15 protein-coding genes, 3 tRNA genes and 1 pseudogene are annotated in these 16,657 nt (G+C 57.7%); 10 read left to right on the plus strand and 9 right to left on the minus strand.

Annotated elements, in window-relative coordinates:
* Positions 1-57: 57 nt before the first annotated feature.
* Both alsS and budA read right to left on the minus strand, forming a co-directional pair.
* Positions 58-1,737, minus strand: coding sequence for an acetolactate synthase AlsS (gene alsS / locus DPA2511_RS16985; RefSeq protein WP_015854979.1), 1,680 nt, complete (start codon positions 1,735-1,737; stop codon positions 58-60).
* Positions 1,738-1,820: 83 nt separating this feature from the next.
* Complete coding sequence (budA, locus tag DPA2511_RS16990) at positions 1,821-2,609, minus strand: acetolactate decarboxylase (RefSeq protein WP_081636765.1); 789 nt, start codon at positions 2,607-2,609, stop codon at positions 1,821-1,823.
* 111 nt (positions 2,610-2,720) lie between these two features.
* Here budA and DPA2511_RS22040 point away from each other — a divergent pair, with 111 nt between their 5' ends.
* Both DPA2511_RS22040 and DPA2511_RS17000 read left to right on the plus strand, forming a co-directional pair.
* On the plus strand, positions 2,721-3,653 hold the full coding sequence (locus DPA2511_RS22040; RefSeq protein ID WP_015854981.1) for a LysR family transcriptional regulator: 933 nt from the start codon (positions 2,721-2,723) through the stop codon (positions 3,651-3,653).
* A gap of 98 nt (positions 3,654-3,751) precedes the next feature.
* Entirely contained in the window at positions 3,752-4,030 is a 279-nt protein-coding gene (locus tag DPA2511_RS17000) for a DUF1435 domain-containing protein (RefSeq protein WP_015854982.1), read from the plus strand.
* Positions 4,031-4,119: 89 nt separating this feature from the next.
* Here the strand turns inward: DPA2511_RS17000 and DPA2511_RS17005 are convergent.
* The 4 genes from DPA2511_RS17005 to DPA2511_RS17020 all read right to left on the minus strand — a co-directional run bounded on the left by DPA2511_RS17005 (position 4,120) and on the right by DPA2511_RS17020 (position 5,493).
* Positions 4,120-4,205 (minus strand) — tRNA-Leu (locus tag DPA2511_RS17005).
* A 29-nt stretch (positions 4,206-4,234) separates the two neighbouring features.
* Positions 4,235-4,320 (minus strand) — tRNA-Leu (locus tag DPA2511_RS17010).
* 32 nt (positions 4,321-4,352) lie between these two features.
* Positions 4,353-4,438: transfer RNA gene (locus DPA2511_RS17015), tRNA-Leu, on the minus strand.
* Positions 4,439-4,572: 134 nt separating this feature from the next.
* A complete protein-coding gene (locus DPA2511_RS17020; protein WP_015854983.1) occupies positions 4,573-5,493 on the minus strand; it encodes a LysR family transcriptional regulator in 921 nt (306 codons plus the stop codon).
* A gap of 112 nt (positions 5,494-5,605) precedes the next feature.
* Between DPA2511_RS17020 and DPA2511_RS17025 the strand changes: the two genes are divergently transcribed.
* Positions 5,606-6,598: an aldo/keto reductase gene (locus DPA2511_RS17025; protein WP_015854984.1), complete on the plus strand. Its 993-nt coding sequence runs from the start codon at positions 5,606-5,608 to the stop codon at positions 6,596-6,598.
* Between the two features lie 38 nt (positions 6,599-6,636).
* Here DPA2511_RS17025 and rsmC read toward each other — a convergent pair whose 3' ends face one another.
* Positions 6,637-7,671, minus strand: a complete 1,035-nt coding sequence (gene rsmC, locus DPA2511_RS17030; protein ID WP_015854985.1) for a 16S rRNA (guanine(1207)-N(2))-methyltransferase RsmC — start codon at positions 7,669-7,671, stop codon at positions 6,637-6,639.
* Positions 7,672-7,778: 107 nt separating this feature from the next.
* Between rsmC and DPA2511_RS17035 the strand changes: the two genes are divergently transcribed.
* The 7 genes and pseudogenes from DPA2511_RS17035 to DPA2511_RS24025 all read left to right on the plus strand — a co-directional run bounded on the left by DPA2511_RS17035 (position 7,779) and on the right by DPA2511_RS24025 (position 14,520).
* Positions 7,779-8,216, plus strand: coding sequence for a DNA polymerase III subunit psi (locus DPA2511_RS17035; protein ID WP_015854986.1), 438 nt, complete (start codon positions 7,779-7,781; stop codon positions 8,214-8,216).
* Positions 8,161-8,604 (plus strand): ribosomal protein S18-alanine N-acetyltransferase, encoded by a 444-nt coding sequence (rimI, locus tag DPA2511_RS17040; protein WP_015854987.1) that lies wholly within the window; start codon positions 8,161-8,163, stop codon positions 8,602-8,604. The genes DPA2511_RS17035 and rimI overlap by 56 nt, the downstream gene beginning before the upstream one ends.
* 117 nt (positions 8,605-8,721) lie before the next feature.
* Positions 8,722-9,261: a sigma-70 family RNA polymerase sigma factor gene (locus DPA2511_RS17045; RefSeq protein WP_015854988.1), complete on the plus strand. Its 540-nt coding sequence runs from the start codon at positions 8,722-8,724 to the stop codon at positions 9,259-9,261.
* Positions 9,258-9,884 (plus strand): annotated as a pseudogene (locus DPA2511_RS24300) (FecR domain-containing protein); the annotation flags it as partial. The gene DPA2511_RS17045 and the pseudogene DPA2511_RS24300, both read left to right, overlap by 4 nt.
* A gap of 449 nt (positions 9,885-10,333) precedes the next feature.
* The gene (locus DPA2511_RS17055; protein ID WP_015854990.1) at positions 10,334-12,802 is read left to right on the plus strand and encodes a TonB-dependent siderophore receptor; all 2,469 of its coding nucleotides are present in this window, start codon (positions 10,334-10,336) and stop codon (positions 12,800-12,802) included.
* Positions 12,803-12,836: 34 nt separating this feature from the next.
* The gene (locus DPA2511_RS22045) at positions 12,837-14,195 is read left to right on the plus strand and encodes an ABC transporter ATP-binding protein/permease (RefSeq protein WP_051122259.1); all 1,359 of its coding nucleotides are present in this window, start codon (positions 12,837-12,839) and stop codon (positions 14,193-14,195) included.
* Positions 14,149-14,520, plus strand: coding sequence for an ATP-binding cassette domain-containing protein (locus DPA2511_RS24025; RefSeq protein ID WP_264176038.1), 372 nt, complete (start codon positions 14,149-14,151; stop codon positions 14,518-14,520). Before DPA2511_RS22045 ends, DPA2511_RS24025 begins: the two co-directional genes overlap by 47 nt.
* Positions 14,521-14,596: 76 nt before the next feature.
* Here DPA2511_RS24025 and deoD read toward each other — a convergent pair whose 3' ends face one another.
* Positions 14,597-15,322: a purine-nucleoside phosphorylase gene (deoD, locus tag DPA2511_RS17065; RefSeq protein ID WP_015854992.1), complete on the minus strand. Its 726-nt coding sequence runs from the start codon at positions 15,320-15,322 to the stop codon at positions 14,597-14,599.
* Positions 15,323-15,392: 70 nt separating this feature from the next.
* Positions 15,393-16,616 (minus strand): phosphopentomutase, encoded by a 1,224-nt coding sequence (gene deoB, locus DPA2511_RS17070; protein WP_015854993.1) that lies wholly within the window; start codon positions 16,614-16,616, stop codon positions 15,393-15,395.
* Positions 16,617-16,657: the final 41 nt, after the last annotated feature.

A 16,657-nucleotide genomic window follows, 5' to 3' on the forward strand; every position in this document is an offset into this window, starting at 1 on the left:
CGACATTCACCGCCGCACACCGGATGCTCAAGGCTGCAAAGATGCAGCTGGTAGGGTTCAGATCAACTGGCTGATATTGACGTTTTCCATCAGGTAATGGTTGTCGGAGTAGTCCACCGGAATCGCAATCACCGCCGGGCCGTCCACCTCCATCGCCTGCCAGAGTTTGGGCACCAGTTCGTCGGCAGACTCCACGGCAAACCCTTTGGCGCCAAATGCTTGCGCATAGGCTTTGAAATCAATCGGCCCTAATTTTACGCCGGAAAGCCGCCGGTATTTTTTTTCCTCCTGGATCGCCACCATGTTGTAGGCGTCATCCACCCAGACGATATGCAGTAGATTGCAGTTAAGCCGTACAGCGGTTTCCAGCTCCATGCTGGACTGCATAAAACCGCCGTCTCCCGACACCGAAACCACTTTTTGACCCGGATTCGCCAGCGAGGCCGCAATCGCCCACGGCAGCGCGACGCCCATCGTCTGCTGCCCGTTCGTCATCAACACCTGACGCGCCCGGAAGCTGTAGAGATAGCGCGCCAGCCAGATATGAAAACTGCCCATATCCACGCACAGGGTGACATCCTGATTCACCAGATCCTGCATCGCCCGCACCAGCCGCAGCGGGTGGATGGCGAAACCGTTCATATTGATGGCTCGGGTCGCCAACTGGTGGCGCAGTTGGCGGCGCTCCTCCAGGATTGCCGTCGCGGCCTCGGACAGCCGGATCGGCGAGCGCAATTGGTCGTTCAGCATATCGATGGTAATGCTGATATCTCCCACCAGCTCCACATCCGGCCGGTACGCGCTTTCTACTTCCGCAGGTAGAACGTCGATATGCACCAGCGTGGCGCGGCCGCTATTCCACAGCACCGGCGCGTACTCCACCGGGCTGTAGCCGACCGTGATAATCAAATCAGCCTGTTGTAACAGTTTGTCGCCGGCCTGATTGTTGAACAGCCCGACGCGCCCCGCAAAATGATCGAAATGTTGTTGATCAATGACGCCGGCCGCCTGATAGGTACTCGTAACCGGCAGTTGGCTGTGATGCAGCAAACGGCGTAGCGCTGCGGCGTTTTTGCTTTGGCTGGCCATCAGCCCAAGTAACAGTATGGGATTTTTTGCCTGTTGAATCAGTCTACCGACACGGCAAACATCCGCAGTCGGCGCATTGCTAAGCGTCGGCAGCACGCTATTGGCCAGCACCGGGCTCGTCACCGGTTCATTGATCACATCCTCCGGCAAGCTAATAAACGATGCCCCTGGACGCCCGATCTCGGCGGCGCGAAACGCATTGGCCATCACCTCGGACAGTGCGGACGGCACCGTCACCTCAGCACTGTACTTCGTCACCGGCTGGAACAGGCTGACAGTATCCAGGCTCTGGTGTGTCAACTTGAGTCGATCGGCCCGTTTCACCGCCCCACCAATAGCCACCACCGGGTCGCCTTCTGACGTTGCTGTCGCCAGCCCCGTCACCAGATTGGAACAACCAGGGCCGGAAGTCACCACGGTGACGCCCGCCTTGCCGGTTAACCGTCCCAGCGCCGCCGCCATAAAAGCGCCGTTGGCTTCGTGCCGCACCGGAATGGTCTGCACGGAAGAGTCCTCCAGCGCATCAAACACACGATCTATTTTCGCACCAGGAATGCCAAAGACATATTTCACGCCCTGTTGCTCAAGGTGCTTCACCACCAGCTCCGCACCGCTGGACCAGTGCTGTTCACCATCCATATTTTTCATAACTCCATCCTCTGCACGCAATGTGCCTGCTTTCAGTGCCTGATCGGCGCATCAGACCGTTCTACCGGGGCTCATGCTCGGCGCTAGCTTTCCACGGAGTGAATGACGCTATCGAGATTGTTAGGGGAAAGATTGGCTTGCAGAAAATCCTGATCCTGAGGAAGGTCGATAACCAGTTTGGCGATCGTGCCAAAGGTCAACACCCCCTCCTCCAGGTGATAATCCAGAATATGTCCACCGCCCTGGCGGTCATCAGTAATGAAATGTTCGTGATAACCGGCAACATTGATTCCCTGAACATAAGCCGGGCTACGGAAACCAATCACCGTGCCCTGACGCTGTTCAAAATGAAACGTAGGTTGATTGGCGACCGCTTCCAGCATCGGCTTATACGGGCGTTCCTGGCGCGGTACCGTGCGGGTTTCAACATGACTGAAACGGCCATCTATCCGCATGGCGCAAAAAAGATTGTCGGTGGCGATGAGCGTATCGATATGTCGATGCAGCCTATCCCGGCTGACGGCCTCGTCGAAACGTAGGGTTTCTGTCGGATGGAAAAAGGTCATGACGGCAAAAGGAGTTTTTTGCCATGCCCGCGCCGCCCGGGCGCTGCCATCTTCACGCAGTTGAAAGATACGGCTGTTCAGCGCCACCAGTTCACCATCCAGATTGTTAAACGTTCCTAATCCGAAATCACCATGTTTCAACAACTCCGTCATGGTGCAAGTTCCTTCATAAACACCGTTTATCAGGCTGCTCATTAATGCAGTTTGATAAATAACCCTTTCAGGGTGGTGCTCCTGGTGATGGATAACAAGACAGGCCAGATCGTCGAAACAAGGGTCAATGCTATTGATATCGTTCATATCCATTCCCTTTCGATAACTCTCAACTTAAATTTAATTAATGTTTTAATTGAATATTGGCGCCTCAACCTTCAAAGTTCCAATACCGAAAGGTGGTCATTTGGAGATCTAAAACATATGGAGTTACGTTACTTGCGCTACTTCGTCGCGGTGGCTTCGGCCCGACATTTCACTCGTGCAGCGGAGAATCTTGGTATCTCTCAGCCGCCGCTAAGCCAGCAGATACAAAAGCTTGAGAGAGAGATAGGTACGCCATTGTTCAAACGCATGGCGCGCGGCGTGGAAATGACGGAAGCGGGTGCGGCCTTTTATCAGGACGCTTGTCATATTTTGGCGTTAACTGATTCCGCTATCGAACGAGTGCATAGCATTGCCCGGGGTGAGGCCGGCGCGATCAATATCGGTTTCTCCTGTGCCGTCACCTTTCACCCTATGGTGCTGTCGCTGCTACAGCGCTATCGCCAACACTTCCCCAATGTGCGGCTCAACCCGCGAGAAGAGCATATCCAGGACATCCTGGACAGCCTGCGCAACCGTACCATCGACATAGCTTTCATTCGTTTACCTTGCGATCTCAACGATGAGTTTGATGGGGAAATTTTAACCAACGAAGCCTTCCAGCTCGTCTTACCGGCTGGCCATCCATTAAGCGCGCAAACGTGCATCGCTCTGGACCAATTAAAGCAGGAACCGCTCATCATCTTTCCACGAGAGCTTTGCCCCGGTCTTTATGATCTGATCGTCAGAACCTGCTATCTGTCCGGCTATCAGCCGAAGCTTAATCCGCTGGCGCCTCACCTCACCGCCACCATCAATATGGTGGCCACCGGCTTCGGAGTGACGTTTGTTCCGCAGTCAATGTCTTGTATCCAGAACAGCAGCGTCAGTTACCACGACACCACAACGCCGCATCTCACCACACAAATTGCCGTGATCTGGCGTCGCCATGATCGTTCCGTCACTCTGATGCATATGATCCAGCTATTACACCAGCAACAATCCCTCACGGCCGGACAGGGCAACCAGACCGAGTTCTGCGACTCATCCTGAATCCACACCACTGAAATGAGTTCATTGCCACGACACGTTGCCAGTCATGCAAATTTCTATATGATATTAGTTATCATTATCACACTGAGATATCCACGATGCTGACGACCATGATTGCCGCCTGCGGGCTATGGGGAATTAGCTGGCTTTGCGGCAAACGGCTTTCCAGCGCCTGGGGCGTACTGCTGCCATCGTCGCTCGTCCCGTTGCTACTGATGTCGGAACTGAACCTGACCTCGTTGAAGTACATCTGCGCCCTCGCCATGCTGGCGACGCTCGGCATGTTATTCCACCATCGGATGCGGCATTACCTACTGTTGCCGTCATGCATCGCACTGGCCGGCGGACTGGCGGCGTTATCGATGACGACACGGTGACGAACCACGCCATTGCTGCAATATGTGATTTTTTGTGAGAGAAACTGCTGGGTGAGTATTGCTGGGTGAGCACAAAAAAATAAGGAGAGTGGTGCGAAGAGAGGGACTTGAACCCTCACGTCCGAAGGACACTAACACCTGAAGCTAGCGCGTCTACCAATTCCGCCACCTTCGCACATGTTGACTGCTTGATTTGTATCTCAGTGGTGCGAAGAGAGGGACTTGAACCCTCACGTCCGAAGGACACTAACACCTGAAGCTAGCGCGTCTACCAATTCCGCCACCTTCGCAGGTACTGTGAGACAAATCATTGTGGTTAGGATGGTGCGAAGAGAGGGACTTGAACCCTCACGTCCGGAGGACACTAACACCTGAAGCTAGCGCGTCTACCAATTCCGCCACCTTCGCATATCCAGCGACATTACGTTACATAATGTCACCACGGAGGCGCATTCTAGAGGTTTTACCGCCAAGGTCAATCATTATTTCCGTCCCTTGAATAGGTTTGCTGTAAAAATCAGCACTCCCTTCGGCAACCGCCGTCAATGCGCCTTTTCAGACTGATTTTCCAGTAATTTCCCGAAACATTCCTGTAGCCATTCAATCACTACCCGAACCCGGGGAGCCAGAAAACGACCGGGGGGATACATCACGTACAACGGCATATCCGGCGGCGGCATCTGCGGCAGGAGCGTCACCAACTCGCCGCTATCCAGATACGGCCGCAGACCATAGCACGGCGCTTGCATAATCCCCATGCCGGCCAGACAGGCCGCCACATAGGCATCGGCGCCATTGACATCAATCCACGTCGGCAGCATGTAAGGCAAACGCTGCCCCTGCCGCATAAACTCCAGCGGATATCCCTGCGCCATACGCGGTGAAAAATACCCGACCATACGATGAGACGATAGCGACTCCAGCGAGTCCGGCTCGCCGTAACGTGCGCAATACTCTGCGGATGCGCAGGTTATCTGCGGCAATGACGCAAGTTGGCGCGCCGCCAGCGAATCATCATCTATGATCCAGGCGCGTAATACGCAGTCTACGCCTTCCCGTATGACGTTAATCGGCGTGTCGTTAGCGCTCAGCGCCAGCGAAATATCGGGATAACGCTGATAGAAAGCCGGCAATTGGGGGATCACCACCAGACGCGCCAGCGAATGCGGCATATCAATACGCACGCGGCCGCTCGGCCGCTGTCGCTGGTGCGAAAACAGCGCGTCGGTTTCTTCGATTTCCGCCAGCAATTGTACGCAACGCTGATAATAAAGCCGCCCTTCATCAGTCATGCGTACCTGGCGCGTAGTACGCAACAGCAACCGTGCGCCGAGTCGAACCTCCAACCGCTTCAATACCTGGCTGACCGTCGCTCTGGGCAACCCCATATTTTCCGCCGCCCGGCTGAAACTCTCCGTTTCCACAATACGCACGAAAACCCGCATCGCCTGAACCAGATCCATATACGCCCCGATTGTTTGGTTTTTACAAACAGTGTTGCACCAAATGCGTAATTTATCTTTCTCTTTCCAACAATCACACTGAACACCCTGTTCAATACGTGGAGACGACAACATGCAACAGCGTAAATTGGGTTCTCATGGGCCGACGGTATCCGCATTGGGTCTTGGCTGCATGGGCATGAGCGATTTCTATTCCACCGGTCAGGATGAAAAAGAGGCGGTCGCCACGCTGCACCGCGCATTGGAACTGGGCGTCACGCTGCTGGATACCGCAGATATGTACGGCCCCCACACCAATGAAGAACTGGTAGGAAAAGCGATTAAAGGCAAGCGGGATCAGGTATTCCTGGCCACCAAGTTCGGCATTCTGCGCGATCCGGCCAACCCGAATGCCCGTGGTATCTGTGGTCGTCCGGAATATGTTCGTCAGGCGGTAGAAGGCAGCCTGAAACGACTGGGGGTAGAGGTTATTGATCTCTATTACCAACATCGTGTGGATCCGAACGTACCGATTGAAGAGACCGTCGGCGCCATGGCCGAGCTGGTCACAGCGGGGAAAGTTCGCTATCTCGGGCTGAGCGAAGCCTCAGCAGCCACGCTGGAACGCGCGCATCGCGTGCATCCCATTACTGCGCTGCAAAGCGAATACTCGCTGTGGACACGCGACGTAGAGGCAGAGATACTGCCCGTCTGCCGCCGTCTGGGGATTGGTTTCGTACCTTACAGCCCACTGGGGCGCGGCTTTCTCACCGGCGCACTCACCCGGACAGACGATCTGGCGGAGAACGACTTCCGGCGCAGCAATCCACGCTTTAGCGGCGATAATTTCGCCCGTAATCTGCAACTGGTCGAGGGCATCAAACGCCTGGCGGAAGAGAAAGGCGTCGCGCCGGCCCAACTGGCATTAGCCTGGGTGCTGGCGCAGGATGAACACATCGTACCGATTCCCGGCACCAAGCGGCGGCGCTATCTGGAACAGAACGTAGACGCGCTGAATATCACGCTGACTGCGCAGGATCTGCATGAACTGACAACCGCCTTCCCGCCCCAGGCTGCCGCCGGCGACCGCTACGGTGCGGAAAGTATGGGTTCCGTCAATCGATAACCCCGCGTGCCGTCCTGATGTTGCGGCACGCGCAGGCATCAGGCCTTGCCCGCTTTACCGCGCCGCAGCACCGCGCGGTATACGCGGAAACGGCCATTATGGGCGATAACTTCATGACTGCCGAAGGTCTCATCCAGCAGCGCTGGGTAAGGCAGGAATGCATTGGCGACAATCCGCAGTTCGCCATCCTGATTCAGGTGGGATGCCGCGCCGCGAATCAACATTTCCGCCGCATGCAGGCTGGTCTGCATCCCGTCATGAAACGGCGGGTTGGAGATAATCAGGTCGAAGCGGCCGACGATATCCGAATAGACGTTGCTGGCCAGCACCTGTCCTTCCAACTGATTGCTCGCCAGCGTAGCCTGGCTGGCTTCCAGCGCGGCGGCGCTGACATCGCTCAACGTCAGGCGGATTTTGGGTGAGCGTTGGGCGAATACCGACGCCAACACCCCGGCGCCGCAGGCGATATCCAGCACTTTGCCCTTGCGGTGCGCCTCCAACGTGGACAGCAACAGCTGGCTGCCTGCATCCAGCCCATCACGGCTAAATACCCCCGGTAACGTGCGAACCGACACCCCATCTACCTCGTAATCCTGCCACCACGCATCCGGCGAAAACGCCGGTTGCTGCTCCAGACGGCCGAAATACAAGCCGCAGCGGCGCGCGCTGTCGATTTTGTTCACACTGGCGATGCCGTCCAACATGCCTTCCGCGCTACGAACGCCGCTACGGTTTTCCCCGACGACGAAGATGTCGCACCCGACCGGCAGCAGCGACAACAGGTTATACAGCTGAAACTGAGCTTCCTGTTTGCTCTTCGGCCAGTAGTAAATCAAGGTATCGCAATCCGCCGTCATCCCGGCGTCGGCCAGCAGGGAAAAGTGGGCCTTGTCCCCCAGCGCCGGGCGCAACTGCTGCCAATGATGATACTGAGAGGTGTGCGCGCAAACCGATGCCGCCTCGAACCGGGCAGGCAACGTGTCCTGCAAATCGCCGGCAAACAGCACGCGGCGGGCAATAAATTCATCACTATGGCGCAGGATCACTTCACTGGCGGGGGTATAGGCGGACATCACATTCAGGCTCCTCGATAAACAGAGCGGCGATTATAGAGGTTTGTTGGCGCATGTTCAGCGAGTTTGTTAGCATAGCGCCGCACAATCGCGCACCGGGGTAAGGCATGGCATCACGACGGGACTGGCTGCTACAGCAATTGGGGATGACGCAGTGGGTATTGCGTCGTCCGGCCGCGTTGCGGGGCGAAATCGCCGTCAACCTGCCGTCGGCGGTGCGCTTGCTGATCGTCGCCGACCCGCTGCCGGCCAATGATGACCCGCTGCTGCTGGACGTGCTGCGCAGTCTGGCCCTCGCGCCGGAACAATCCTACAGCCTGACACCGCAGCAGGCGGCGATGCTGCCCGAACCTATTCACTGCCACTGCTGGTGGCAGGGCGTGGCCCCCAGCCGTGAACCCGACGGCGTGCAGTTGACCAGCCCGGCGCTTGCCGAGCTTTCCTATAACGCCGGGGCGAAACGCGCCCTGTGGCAACAGATTTATCACCATGAACACAATTTCCACTCTGACCGACGCCGATCTGACGGCAGCCTACCGGATTGAATGCCTGAGCCACGCGTTCCCGTGGACGGAAAAAACCTTTCTCGGCAACCAGGGCGAGCGTTACCTCAACCTGAAGCTGAGCCATGAACAGCAACTGGTGGCCTACGCCATCACCCAGGTGGTGCTGGATGAAGCCACGTTGTTCAACATCGCCGTTCACCCAGCGCATCAACGCCAGGGTTACGGCCTGCAGTTGCTGGAGCACCTGATTGGCGAGCTGGAAGAAAGGGGGATCGTCACCCTATGGCTGGAAGTGCGGGCCTCCAACCAGGGCGCCATCGCGCTCTACCAACATCTCGGATTTAACGAAGTTTCGGTGCGACGGGATTACTACCCCACCGCCAACGGGCGCGAGGATGCGATCATTATGGCGCTGCCGCTGGGTTGACGGCGTACATGACCGCGCAATCGACCGGTTCCTTTCAGTTGCCAATAATTTGAAATGGAAATCATTCTCAACTAGAATGCGGCGATATTTTGCGCTTTCCGTTTTCAGGAACCCGTTATGTCCGCCGTCAATACTGCCAGCCCTTCTGACCTTCAGCAGCTTTATCAGCAGCATCACGGCTGGCTGCAAGGGCTGCTATGCAAACGGCTGGGCAATCTGTGCGACGCCGCCGATCTGGCGCACGATATTTTTGTACAGTTGCTGACTCGTCCGCGTCACTTCGACAGCCATGAAGGCGCACGCGCCTACCTCAGCGTGATGGCGCAGGGCCTGTGCGTCGATCTGTGGCGCCGCCGGTCGCTGGAACAGGCCTGGCGGCAGTCGTTGAACGACTGCGAACAGGTGCATGCGCTATCTGCCGAGCAACACACCATCATTCTGGAAACCCTGTATCAGGTCGACGCCATGTTGCGCCAATTGCCGGACAATGTGCGCGTTGCCTTTATCCTGTCACAGATTCAGGGGCAGACTTACGCGCAGATCGCTATCACACTCGGCGTCAGTGAGCGGATGGTGAAAAAATATATGGCGCAGGCGATGCTGCACTGCATCTTGCTGGAAGCGGAGCATCATGGCCACGAGGTCGTGCAGCCGTGAACCGACAGGCGTCCGCCTCGCCACCGGATTATCAGGCGTTGCAACAGGCGGCCGACTGGTATGCCCAACTGCTGGAAGCCGACCACGACAGCGAACTGCACGCCCGCTGGCTACAGTGGCTATCGGCAAGCGATGCGCACCGGCAAGCCTGGCAATATGTGGAAACCATCAGCCAGCGCTTTCAGCCGTTGCGCGGCGACGTCACGCCATTAGCGTCGCAGACGCTGCTGCAACCGTCTACGCCGCTCACCCGCCGCTATACCTTGCGCCTTGGTGCACTACTCGCGACCGGCTCATTGTTATCCTGGCTGACCTGGCGCCATACGCCGGTGCGCGAAAGCCTGCTGGCGCTGGCCGCCGACTACCGCACCGGTACCGGCGAAATCCGTCATGTTTCACTTAGCGACGGCACCCAACTCTGGCTCGATACAGCATCCGCACTCGATGTCAGATACACCGATGTCCGTCGTCAGTTGCACCTGATTGCCGGGGAAATATTGCTCGACACCGCGCCCGACACGTTGCGACCGCTGTTTGTCGCCAGCCGCGAAGGCGACATGCAGGCGCTCGGCTCTCGTTTCAGCCTACGCCAGTTGGCAGACAGCACCCAACTGACCGTATACACCGGCAGCGTGGCAGTCACGCCGCGGCAAGCAGGCCCTCTGCGCCAGATTGATGCCGGCCGACAGTGGCGATTTGACGCCAACGGCGCCGGGTTCGAAACCCCCATGGGAGCGCAGGATGCCGACTGGCGTCAGGGAATGCTGCATGCCAGCGACACCCCGCTGGGCGATGTGGTCGCGCGGCTGGCTCGCTACCGCCATGGCTATCTGGCCTGCGCGCCGAATGTCGCCGCGCTGCGCGTGGTCGGCACTTTTCCGCTGATGGACACCGATCGGGCGCTTGCCATGCTGAGCCGGGCGTTACCCGTGCGCATTCACCGCCGCTTCGACTGGTGGATCACCGTCGAACCTGTCTGAAAAAATTCTCGCCCGCCGGTTCCCTTTTTGCGCCGCTCATTCGATTCCTACTCAAAGCACGCTCTTTTACTCTGGGATACAAGGCATTCATCATGACATTGACTACACCTGCTCGCACTGGCCTGCGCCAAATTCTCCCTTCGCAAAAACCGCTGACGATGGCGCTACACTTCGCGTTCGTCAGCCTGTCGTTGCCATACGCCGCGTCAGCCAACGCGGCCCAGGAAAGTACGACGACCCGCCACTACACCCTCGTTGCTGGCCCGCTTGGCGGCTTGTTGAACCAATTCGCCGCACAATCCGGCATCTATCTCGCCGCCGACGCCAGCCTGACGCAGGGCCTGAGCGGCCCGGCGTTACAGGGCGATTATACGGTGGATGAGGCGCTGCGACGTCTGTTGAGCGGCAGCGGACTCACCGCATCACGCCAGACTGACGGCAGTTATGTACTGAGAAAACTGGCGGACGGTGAGGAAATATATGTTATTCGGCAGCCTGGCCTGAATGGCCCGACGGAAGACACGGGCGCCTACACCACCCGCAATCTGAGCACGGCCACCCGGATGACGCTTTCGCCGCGTGAAACGCCGCAATCTGTCAGTGTCGTGACCCGCCAGCAAATGGATGACCAGAACATGACGTCACTGGAAGACGCGATGGCCGTATCCCCCGGCGTTACCGTGGTGAAAGAGAGCTCCTATCAGACCCGTTTCCAGTCCCGCGGTTTCATGATGGACAACGTACTGGAGAATGGTTCCGGCAGTTCGTTCCAGAACAGCGTATCGGGCATGGGCTCGGCGGAATCCTCCAGCGAGTCGCCCGATTTGGCGATCTACGATCGACTGGAAATTCTGCGCGGCGCGTCCGGGCTATTACAAGGCAATGGTGAGCCAGGCGGTACCGTCAATCTGGTGCGCAAGAAACCCACCTACGATTTTCGCAGCACACTCAGCACCAGTGCAGGCAGTTGGGATAATTACCGTCAGGAAGCGGATGTGTCCGGCCCGCTCAATAACGACGGTTCGTTACGCGGCCGTTTTGTCGGCGTCACACAGAAAAAAGACAGTTTTGTCAATGATGTACAAAGTGAACGCCATGTCATGTACGGTACATTAGCCTATGACCTCACCAGCGACACGACCGTCACCACCGGCGTCAACTGGCAGAAAACCCGTACCGTACCGGATCTGTATGGCGTCCCGATGTCCACCGATTACGCCAGCCTCAATCTGCCGCGCTCCACCTTTTTGGGCGCCAGTTGGAACCGGATCACCTTCGAAAAAATCAACACGTTCGCAGAACTGGAGCATCATTTCAGCAACGACTGGGCGCTGAAAAGCGCACTCAATTACACCCACTCTACGGCTGTTGGTCGCTTTACCGGTATTTTCGGCAACGGCACCGGCGGCGTCGGCAGCAGCGGCACCGGGCGGCTCAACAACCTGCTGGCGCGCGATAATCAGGCCGAGCAATGGAACTATAACCTGACGCTGAATGGGCCGTTCAAACTGTTTGGGCAACACCATGAGTTAGTGGTGGGTGGGGATTACCAGAAGGAAAACTTCGACAACCTATTTGGCCGGGTGAGCAATACCAGCGTCGTCAATGTGTATAGCTGGGATCCCAGCTCGCTGGCGGAACCGACATGGCCCAGCTACAGCAACAATTACACTTACGATCTCTACCAGCGCGGCCTGTTCACCACCGCCCGCTTTACTCTGGCAGATAACTGGAAGTGGATAGTCGGTACTCGCTATAGCAACTTCAGCTACGCCAATACATTACGCAATCTCAACAGCGGTACCTCCAGCCAGACGCATTTTAAGGCCAACGAACAATGGACGCCTTACAGCGGCCTGCTGTGGGATTTTGCCGATCACTACACCTGGTATCTGAGTTACGCCGATATTTACAAACCACAAGAAAATATCGATAGCCGCGGCAATCTATTGCCCGCCGTCACCGGGAAAAACTACGAAACCGGGGTGAAAAGTGAATTCCTCGACGGTGCATTGAACACCTCGGCGGCATTATTCCGTATCGTGCAGGAAAACCGGGCAGTTGAAGATACCGATTGCCGGGTCTCCACCACCTGCTACCGCGCTGACGGCAAGGTAGAAAGCCAGGGGCTGGAATTGGAAGCCGCAGGCAAACTGGCGATGGGCTGGCAGGTATCCGCCGGTTATACGCTGACCAACAGCAAGTACCTGAAATCTGATGAGAGCACACAGGGTCGCCGTTACAGCCTCAATACGCCGCAACATCAGTTCAAGCTCTACACCCGCTATCAATTACCCGGCAACCTGAACCAATGGACCGTGGGCGCAGGATTGACCGCGCAAACCGACACCACCACCAGCAGAGGGATCACACAAGGGGGCTATACGCTGTTCAACGCCAACGTGAACTACCAGTACAACGCTCACCTCAGTTTCAACCTGGCCGGATATAACCTGACCGATAAGGTGTACTACGTGAACGTGTCGAATCGTCATCGTGGCGGCAACAACTTCTATGGCGACCCGCGTAATATGATGTTAACCGCCAAATGGACGTTCTGATGGTGACAACGAACGGTTGGCGCATTGAAACGCCATGAATAGCCTGCGGCGTTTCTGTCAGTTAGTCGCGCCGCTGTGGCTAAGCCGCGGCGCATTATGGCTATGGCTACTGTTATTCGCGACGATCAGTCTAACGCTGTCAGTGGTATGGATCAGCGTGCAGTACAACAACTGGAGCAAAGCCTTCTATGATGCGTTGGCGGACTACTTCCGCCACGCATCGATCCGCGCCCTGGCGTTGAGTTATCTCGGCTACACGGCGCTGTTTGTTCTGGTGGTAGTGTGCGGTAACTGGCTGAAAAAACTGTTGATGCTGCGCTGGCGCGAACAAATGACGCAGCAGTTCGAACAGCAATGGTTGCAGCACCATGCGCATTATCGGCTACAACTGATGCCCGGCGGTGCGCCGGATCACCCCGATCAGCGCATCGCCGAGGATATCCGCCTGTTGACGGAACAGAGTCTGACGCTGTTGTTATCGTTACTGAAAAACACCGCCCGACTGCTCTCTTTCCTGGCCATCCTGTGGCACCTCTCCGGTGTGCAGACCATCACGCTGGGCGACTGGCAACTGACCGTGCCGGGGTATCTGGTCTGGATTGCGCTGGGGTATGCGCTTGTCGGCAGTGCGGTCACGCACTGGCTCGGCGCGCCGTTGCATCACGTCAATGCCCGGCTACAACAGGTGGAAGCCGGCTATCGCGGCACGCTGTTGCGTATCCACGACCATAGCGAGCAAATCGCGTTTTATCAGGGGCAGAAGGCGGAACGCCAGCGGATGCAACGGCACTTCAGCGCGATCGTCGCCAGTGCCTTTCAACTGATGGGGCGCGAGTGTCGTCTGGAAAGCTTCACCACCAGCTACTTCCGCCTGAGCCTGATTATTCCGGTGTTCGCGGTGCTGCCGCTCTACCTGCTGCAACAGGTTTCGCTGGGCGCCATCATGCAAGCACGCGCCGCCTTTGGGTATGTGCTGGATGCGTTTGGCTGGTTCATCGACAGCTACCGGGAGCTGGCGCGCTGGTCGGCCACCGTCGGCCGGTTGTGGGAACTGCAACAACAGTTACAACAACTGCCGCCCTGCCCGACGCCGCAACGCCGGGGCGAAGCGCTTATCGCCGATCGCCTGCAACTGCGCTCTCCACAAGGGCATGCCTTACTGGAGCCGGTGTCGCTATGCCTACAACCGGCCAACTGGTGCCAGTTGCAGGGCGCGAGCGGCAGCGGCAAAACCACGCTGCTACGGGCGCTGGCCGGGTTATGGCCGTTCAGCGCCGGATCGGTGATCCACCCTGCCGGCGAAGTGCTGTTCTTGCCGCAAAAAACCCTATCTGCCGCAGGGAACGTTGCGTCAGCTGTTGAGCTATCCGTCGCCGCACACGCCGCACGATGATCAGTTGCAGGCCGTACTGCAACAGGTGCAGTTGCCTCATCTCGTCCCGTTGCTGGACTGCGAGCACCCTTGGTCGATGCGTCTGTCCGGCGGCGAGCAGCAGCGGTTGTCGCTGGCACGCGCGTTGTTACAAAAACCGGCGTTATTGTGTCTGGATGAGGCCACCAGCCAGTTAGACGATGACAGCGCGCATTGGCTAATGCGGGAATTGCGCCGCCAGTTACCCCACACCATTGTACTGGCGGTGACGCATCAAACGGTGCTGACAGCGCTGTTCGATACCACGCTGGCCACGACGACAGCCGGGCGGGCGAACGCAGCCTGAGCGACAGGGAAAAATACCGTCAGGAAAGAAGCCAAAGAAAGCGGCCCGCGGAATCGCGGGCCGTAAAGAAAGGGGATTACGCCTCGGCGGCGTCGCCCAACAGCACCGACTCGAGCGCGATGTCGATCATCTCGTTGAAGGTGGTCTGGCGCTCGGCCGCCGTGGTCTGCTCGTGGGTGCGGATATGGTCGGACACGGTGCAGATCGCCAACGCTTTGGCGCCAAACTCCGCCGCCACGCCGTAGATACCGGCCGCTTCCATTTCCACGCCCAGAATGCCGTATTTTTCCATCACGTCGAACATCTGCGGATCCGGCGTGTAGAACAGATCGGCGGAGAACAGGTTGCCAACGCGAGCGTCGATGCCGCGTGCTTTGGCGGCATCGACCGCATGGCGCAGCAGGTCGAAATCGGCAATCGCCGAGAAGTCGTGATCTTTAAAGCGCATCCGGTTCACTTTGGAATCGGTGCAGGCGCCCATGCCGATCACCACGTCACGCAGTTTCACGTCGGCACGCACCGCGCCGCAGGAACCGACCCGGATAATTTTCTTCACGCCGTATTCGGTGATCAGCTCTTTGGTGTAAATGGAGCAGGACGGAATGCCCATGCCGTGGCCCATCACGGAAATACGGCGGCCTTTGTAGGTGCCGGTGAAACCCAACATGCCGCGCACATTGTTCACTTCCACCGCATTTTCCAGAAAAGTTTCGGCGATGTACTTAGCGCGCAACGGGTCGCCCGGCATCAGCACTACGTCCGCGAAGTCACCCATTTCTGCATTGATATGTGGCGTAGCCATCGTTTTTCTTCCTTCTTGATATGGCGTCACATCGCCATTGAATTAAATAATCACGTTGCTAACCGGGGCATCACAGCATCGGTTGCCCGTATTCCATCGGCGACAGGCCGAAATAACCCGCTACCGTCTGGCCGATGTCGGCGAACGTGGTACGGTGCCCGCGCGACCCCGGCGTCACGGTCGGCCCATAGATCAGCACCGGCACATGTTCGCGGGTGTGATCGGTACCCGGCCAGCTCGGGTCGCAGCCGTGATCGGCGGTCAGGATCAGAATATCGTCGCCGGTCACGCGAGCGAGCATTTCCGGCAAACGGCGATCGAACAGTTCCAGCGCAGCGGCATACCCGGCGATGTCGCGACGATGGCCGTATGACGAATCGAAATCCACAAAGTTGGTGAACACGATGGTGTCATCGCCCGCCTGCTCCATCTCTTTCAGCGTGGCGTCAAACAGCGCATCGATGCCGGTGGCCTTCACCTTTTTGGTAATGCCGACGTTGGCGTAGATATCCGCGATTTTCCCCACCGACACCACGGTGCCGTTTTTCTCGCCCACCAGCTTTTTCAGCATGGTCGGCGCCGGCGGCTCGACGGCCAGATCGTGGCGGTTGCCGGTACGCTGGAACTGCCCGACGCGATCGCCGATAAACGGACGGGCGATCACCCGGCCGATATTGTAGCCGCCTGCGGTGAGTTCTTCGCGTGCGATTTCACACAGTTCGTACAGTTTCTCCAGCCCGAAGGTCTCCTCGTGGCAGGCGATCTGGAAGACGGAATCAGCAGAGGTGTAGAAAATCGGCTTGCCGGTTCTCATATGCTCCTCGCCGAGCTGGTCGAGAATCACGGTGCCGGAAGAATGGCAGTTACCGAGATACCCCGGCAGCCCGGCCCGTTCAACCAGCCGGTCCAGCAATGCCTGCGGGAAGCTGTTGTCGTGATCAAGAAAATAGCCCCAATCGAACAACACCGGCACACCCGCGATTTCCCAGTGGCCCGACGGCGTATCCTTGCCGGAAGAAATTTCACTGGCGTAAGCATAGGCGCCGACGATCTCCGCCTGCGCATCCAGCCCCGCCGGGAAATGGCCGGTGGACTCCGCCGCCGCCTTGCCCAGCCCCAGACGGGACAGGTTCGGCAGGTGCAGCGCCCCCTGACGTCCAACGTTAGCCTTCCCTTCCGCGCAGGCTTGTGCGATATGGCCCAGCGTATCTGAACCCGCGTCGCCAAACCGTTCGGCATCTGCGGCTGCGCCAATACCGAACGAGTCAAGAACCATAATAAATGCACGTTTCATATCGTTATCTCCTGCGTTGTGCGTAAGGTCGGGCTGAATGT

Source organism: Musicola paradisiaca NCPPB 2511, from assembly GCF_000400505.1.
Lineage (GTDB): Bacteria > Pseudomonadota > Gammaproteobacteria > Enterobacterales > Enterobacteriaceae > Musicola > Musicola paradisiaca.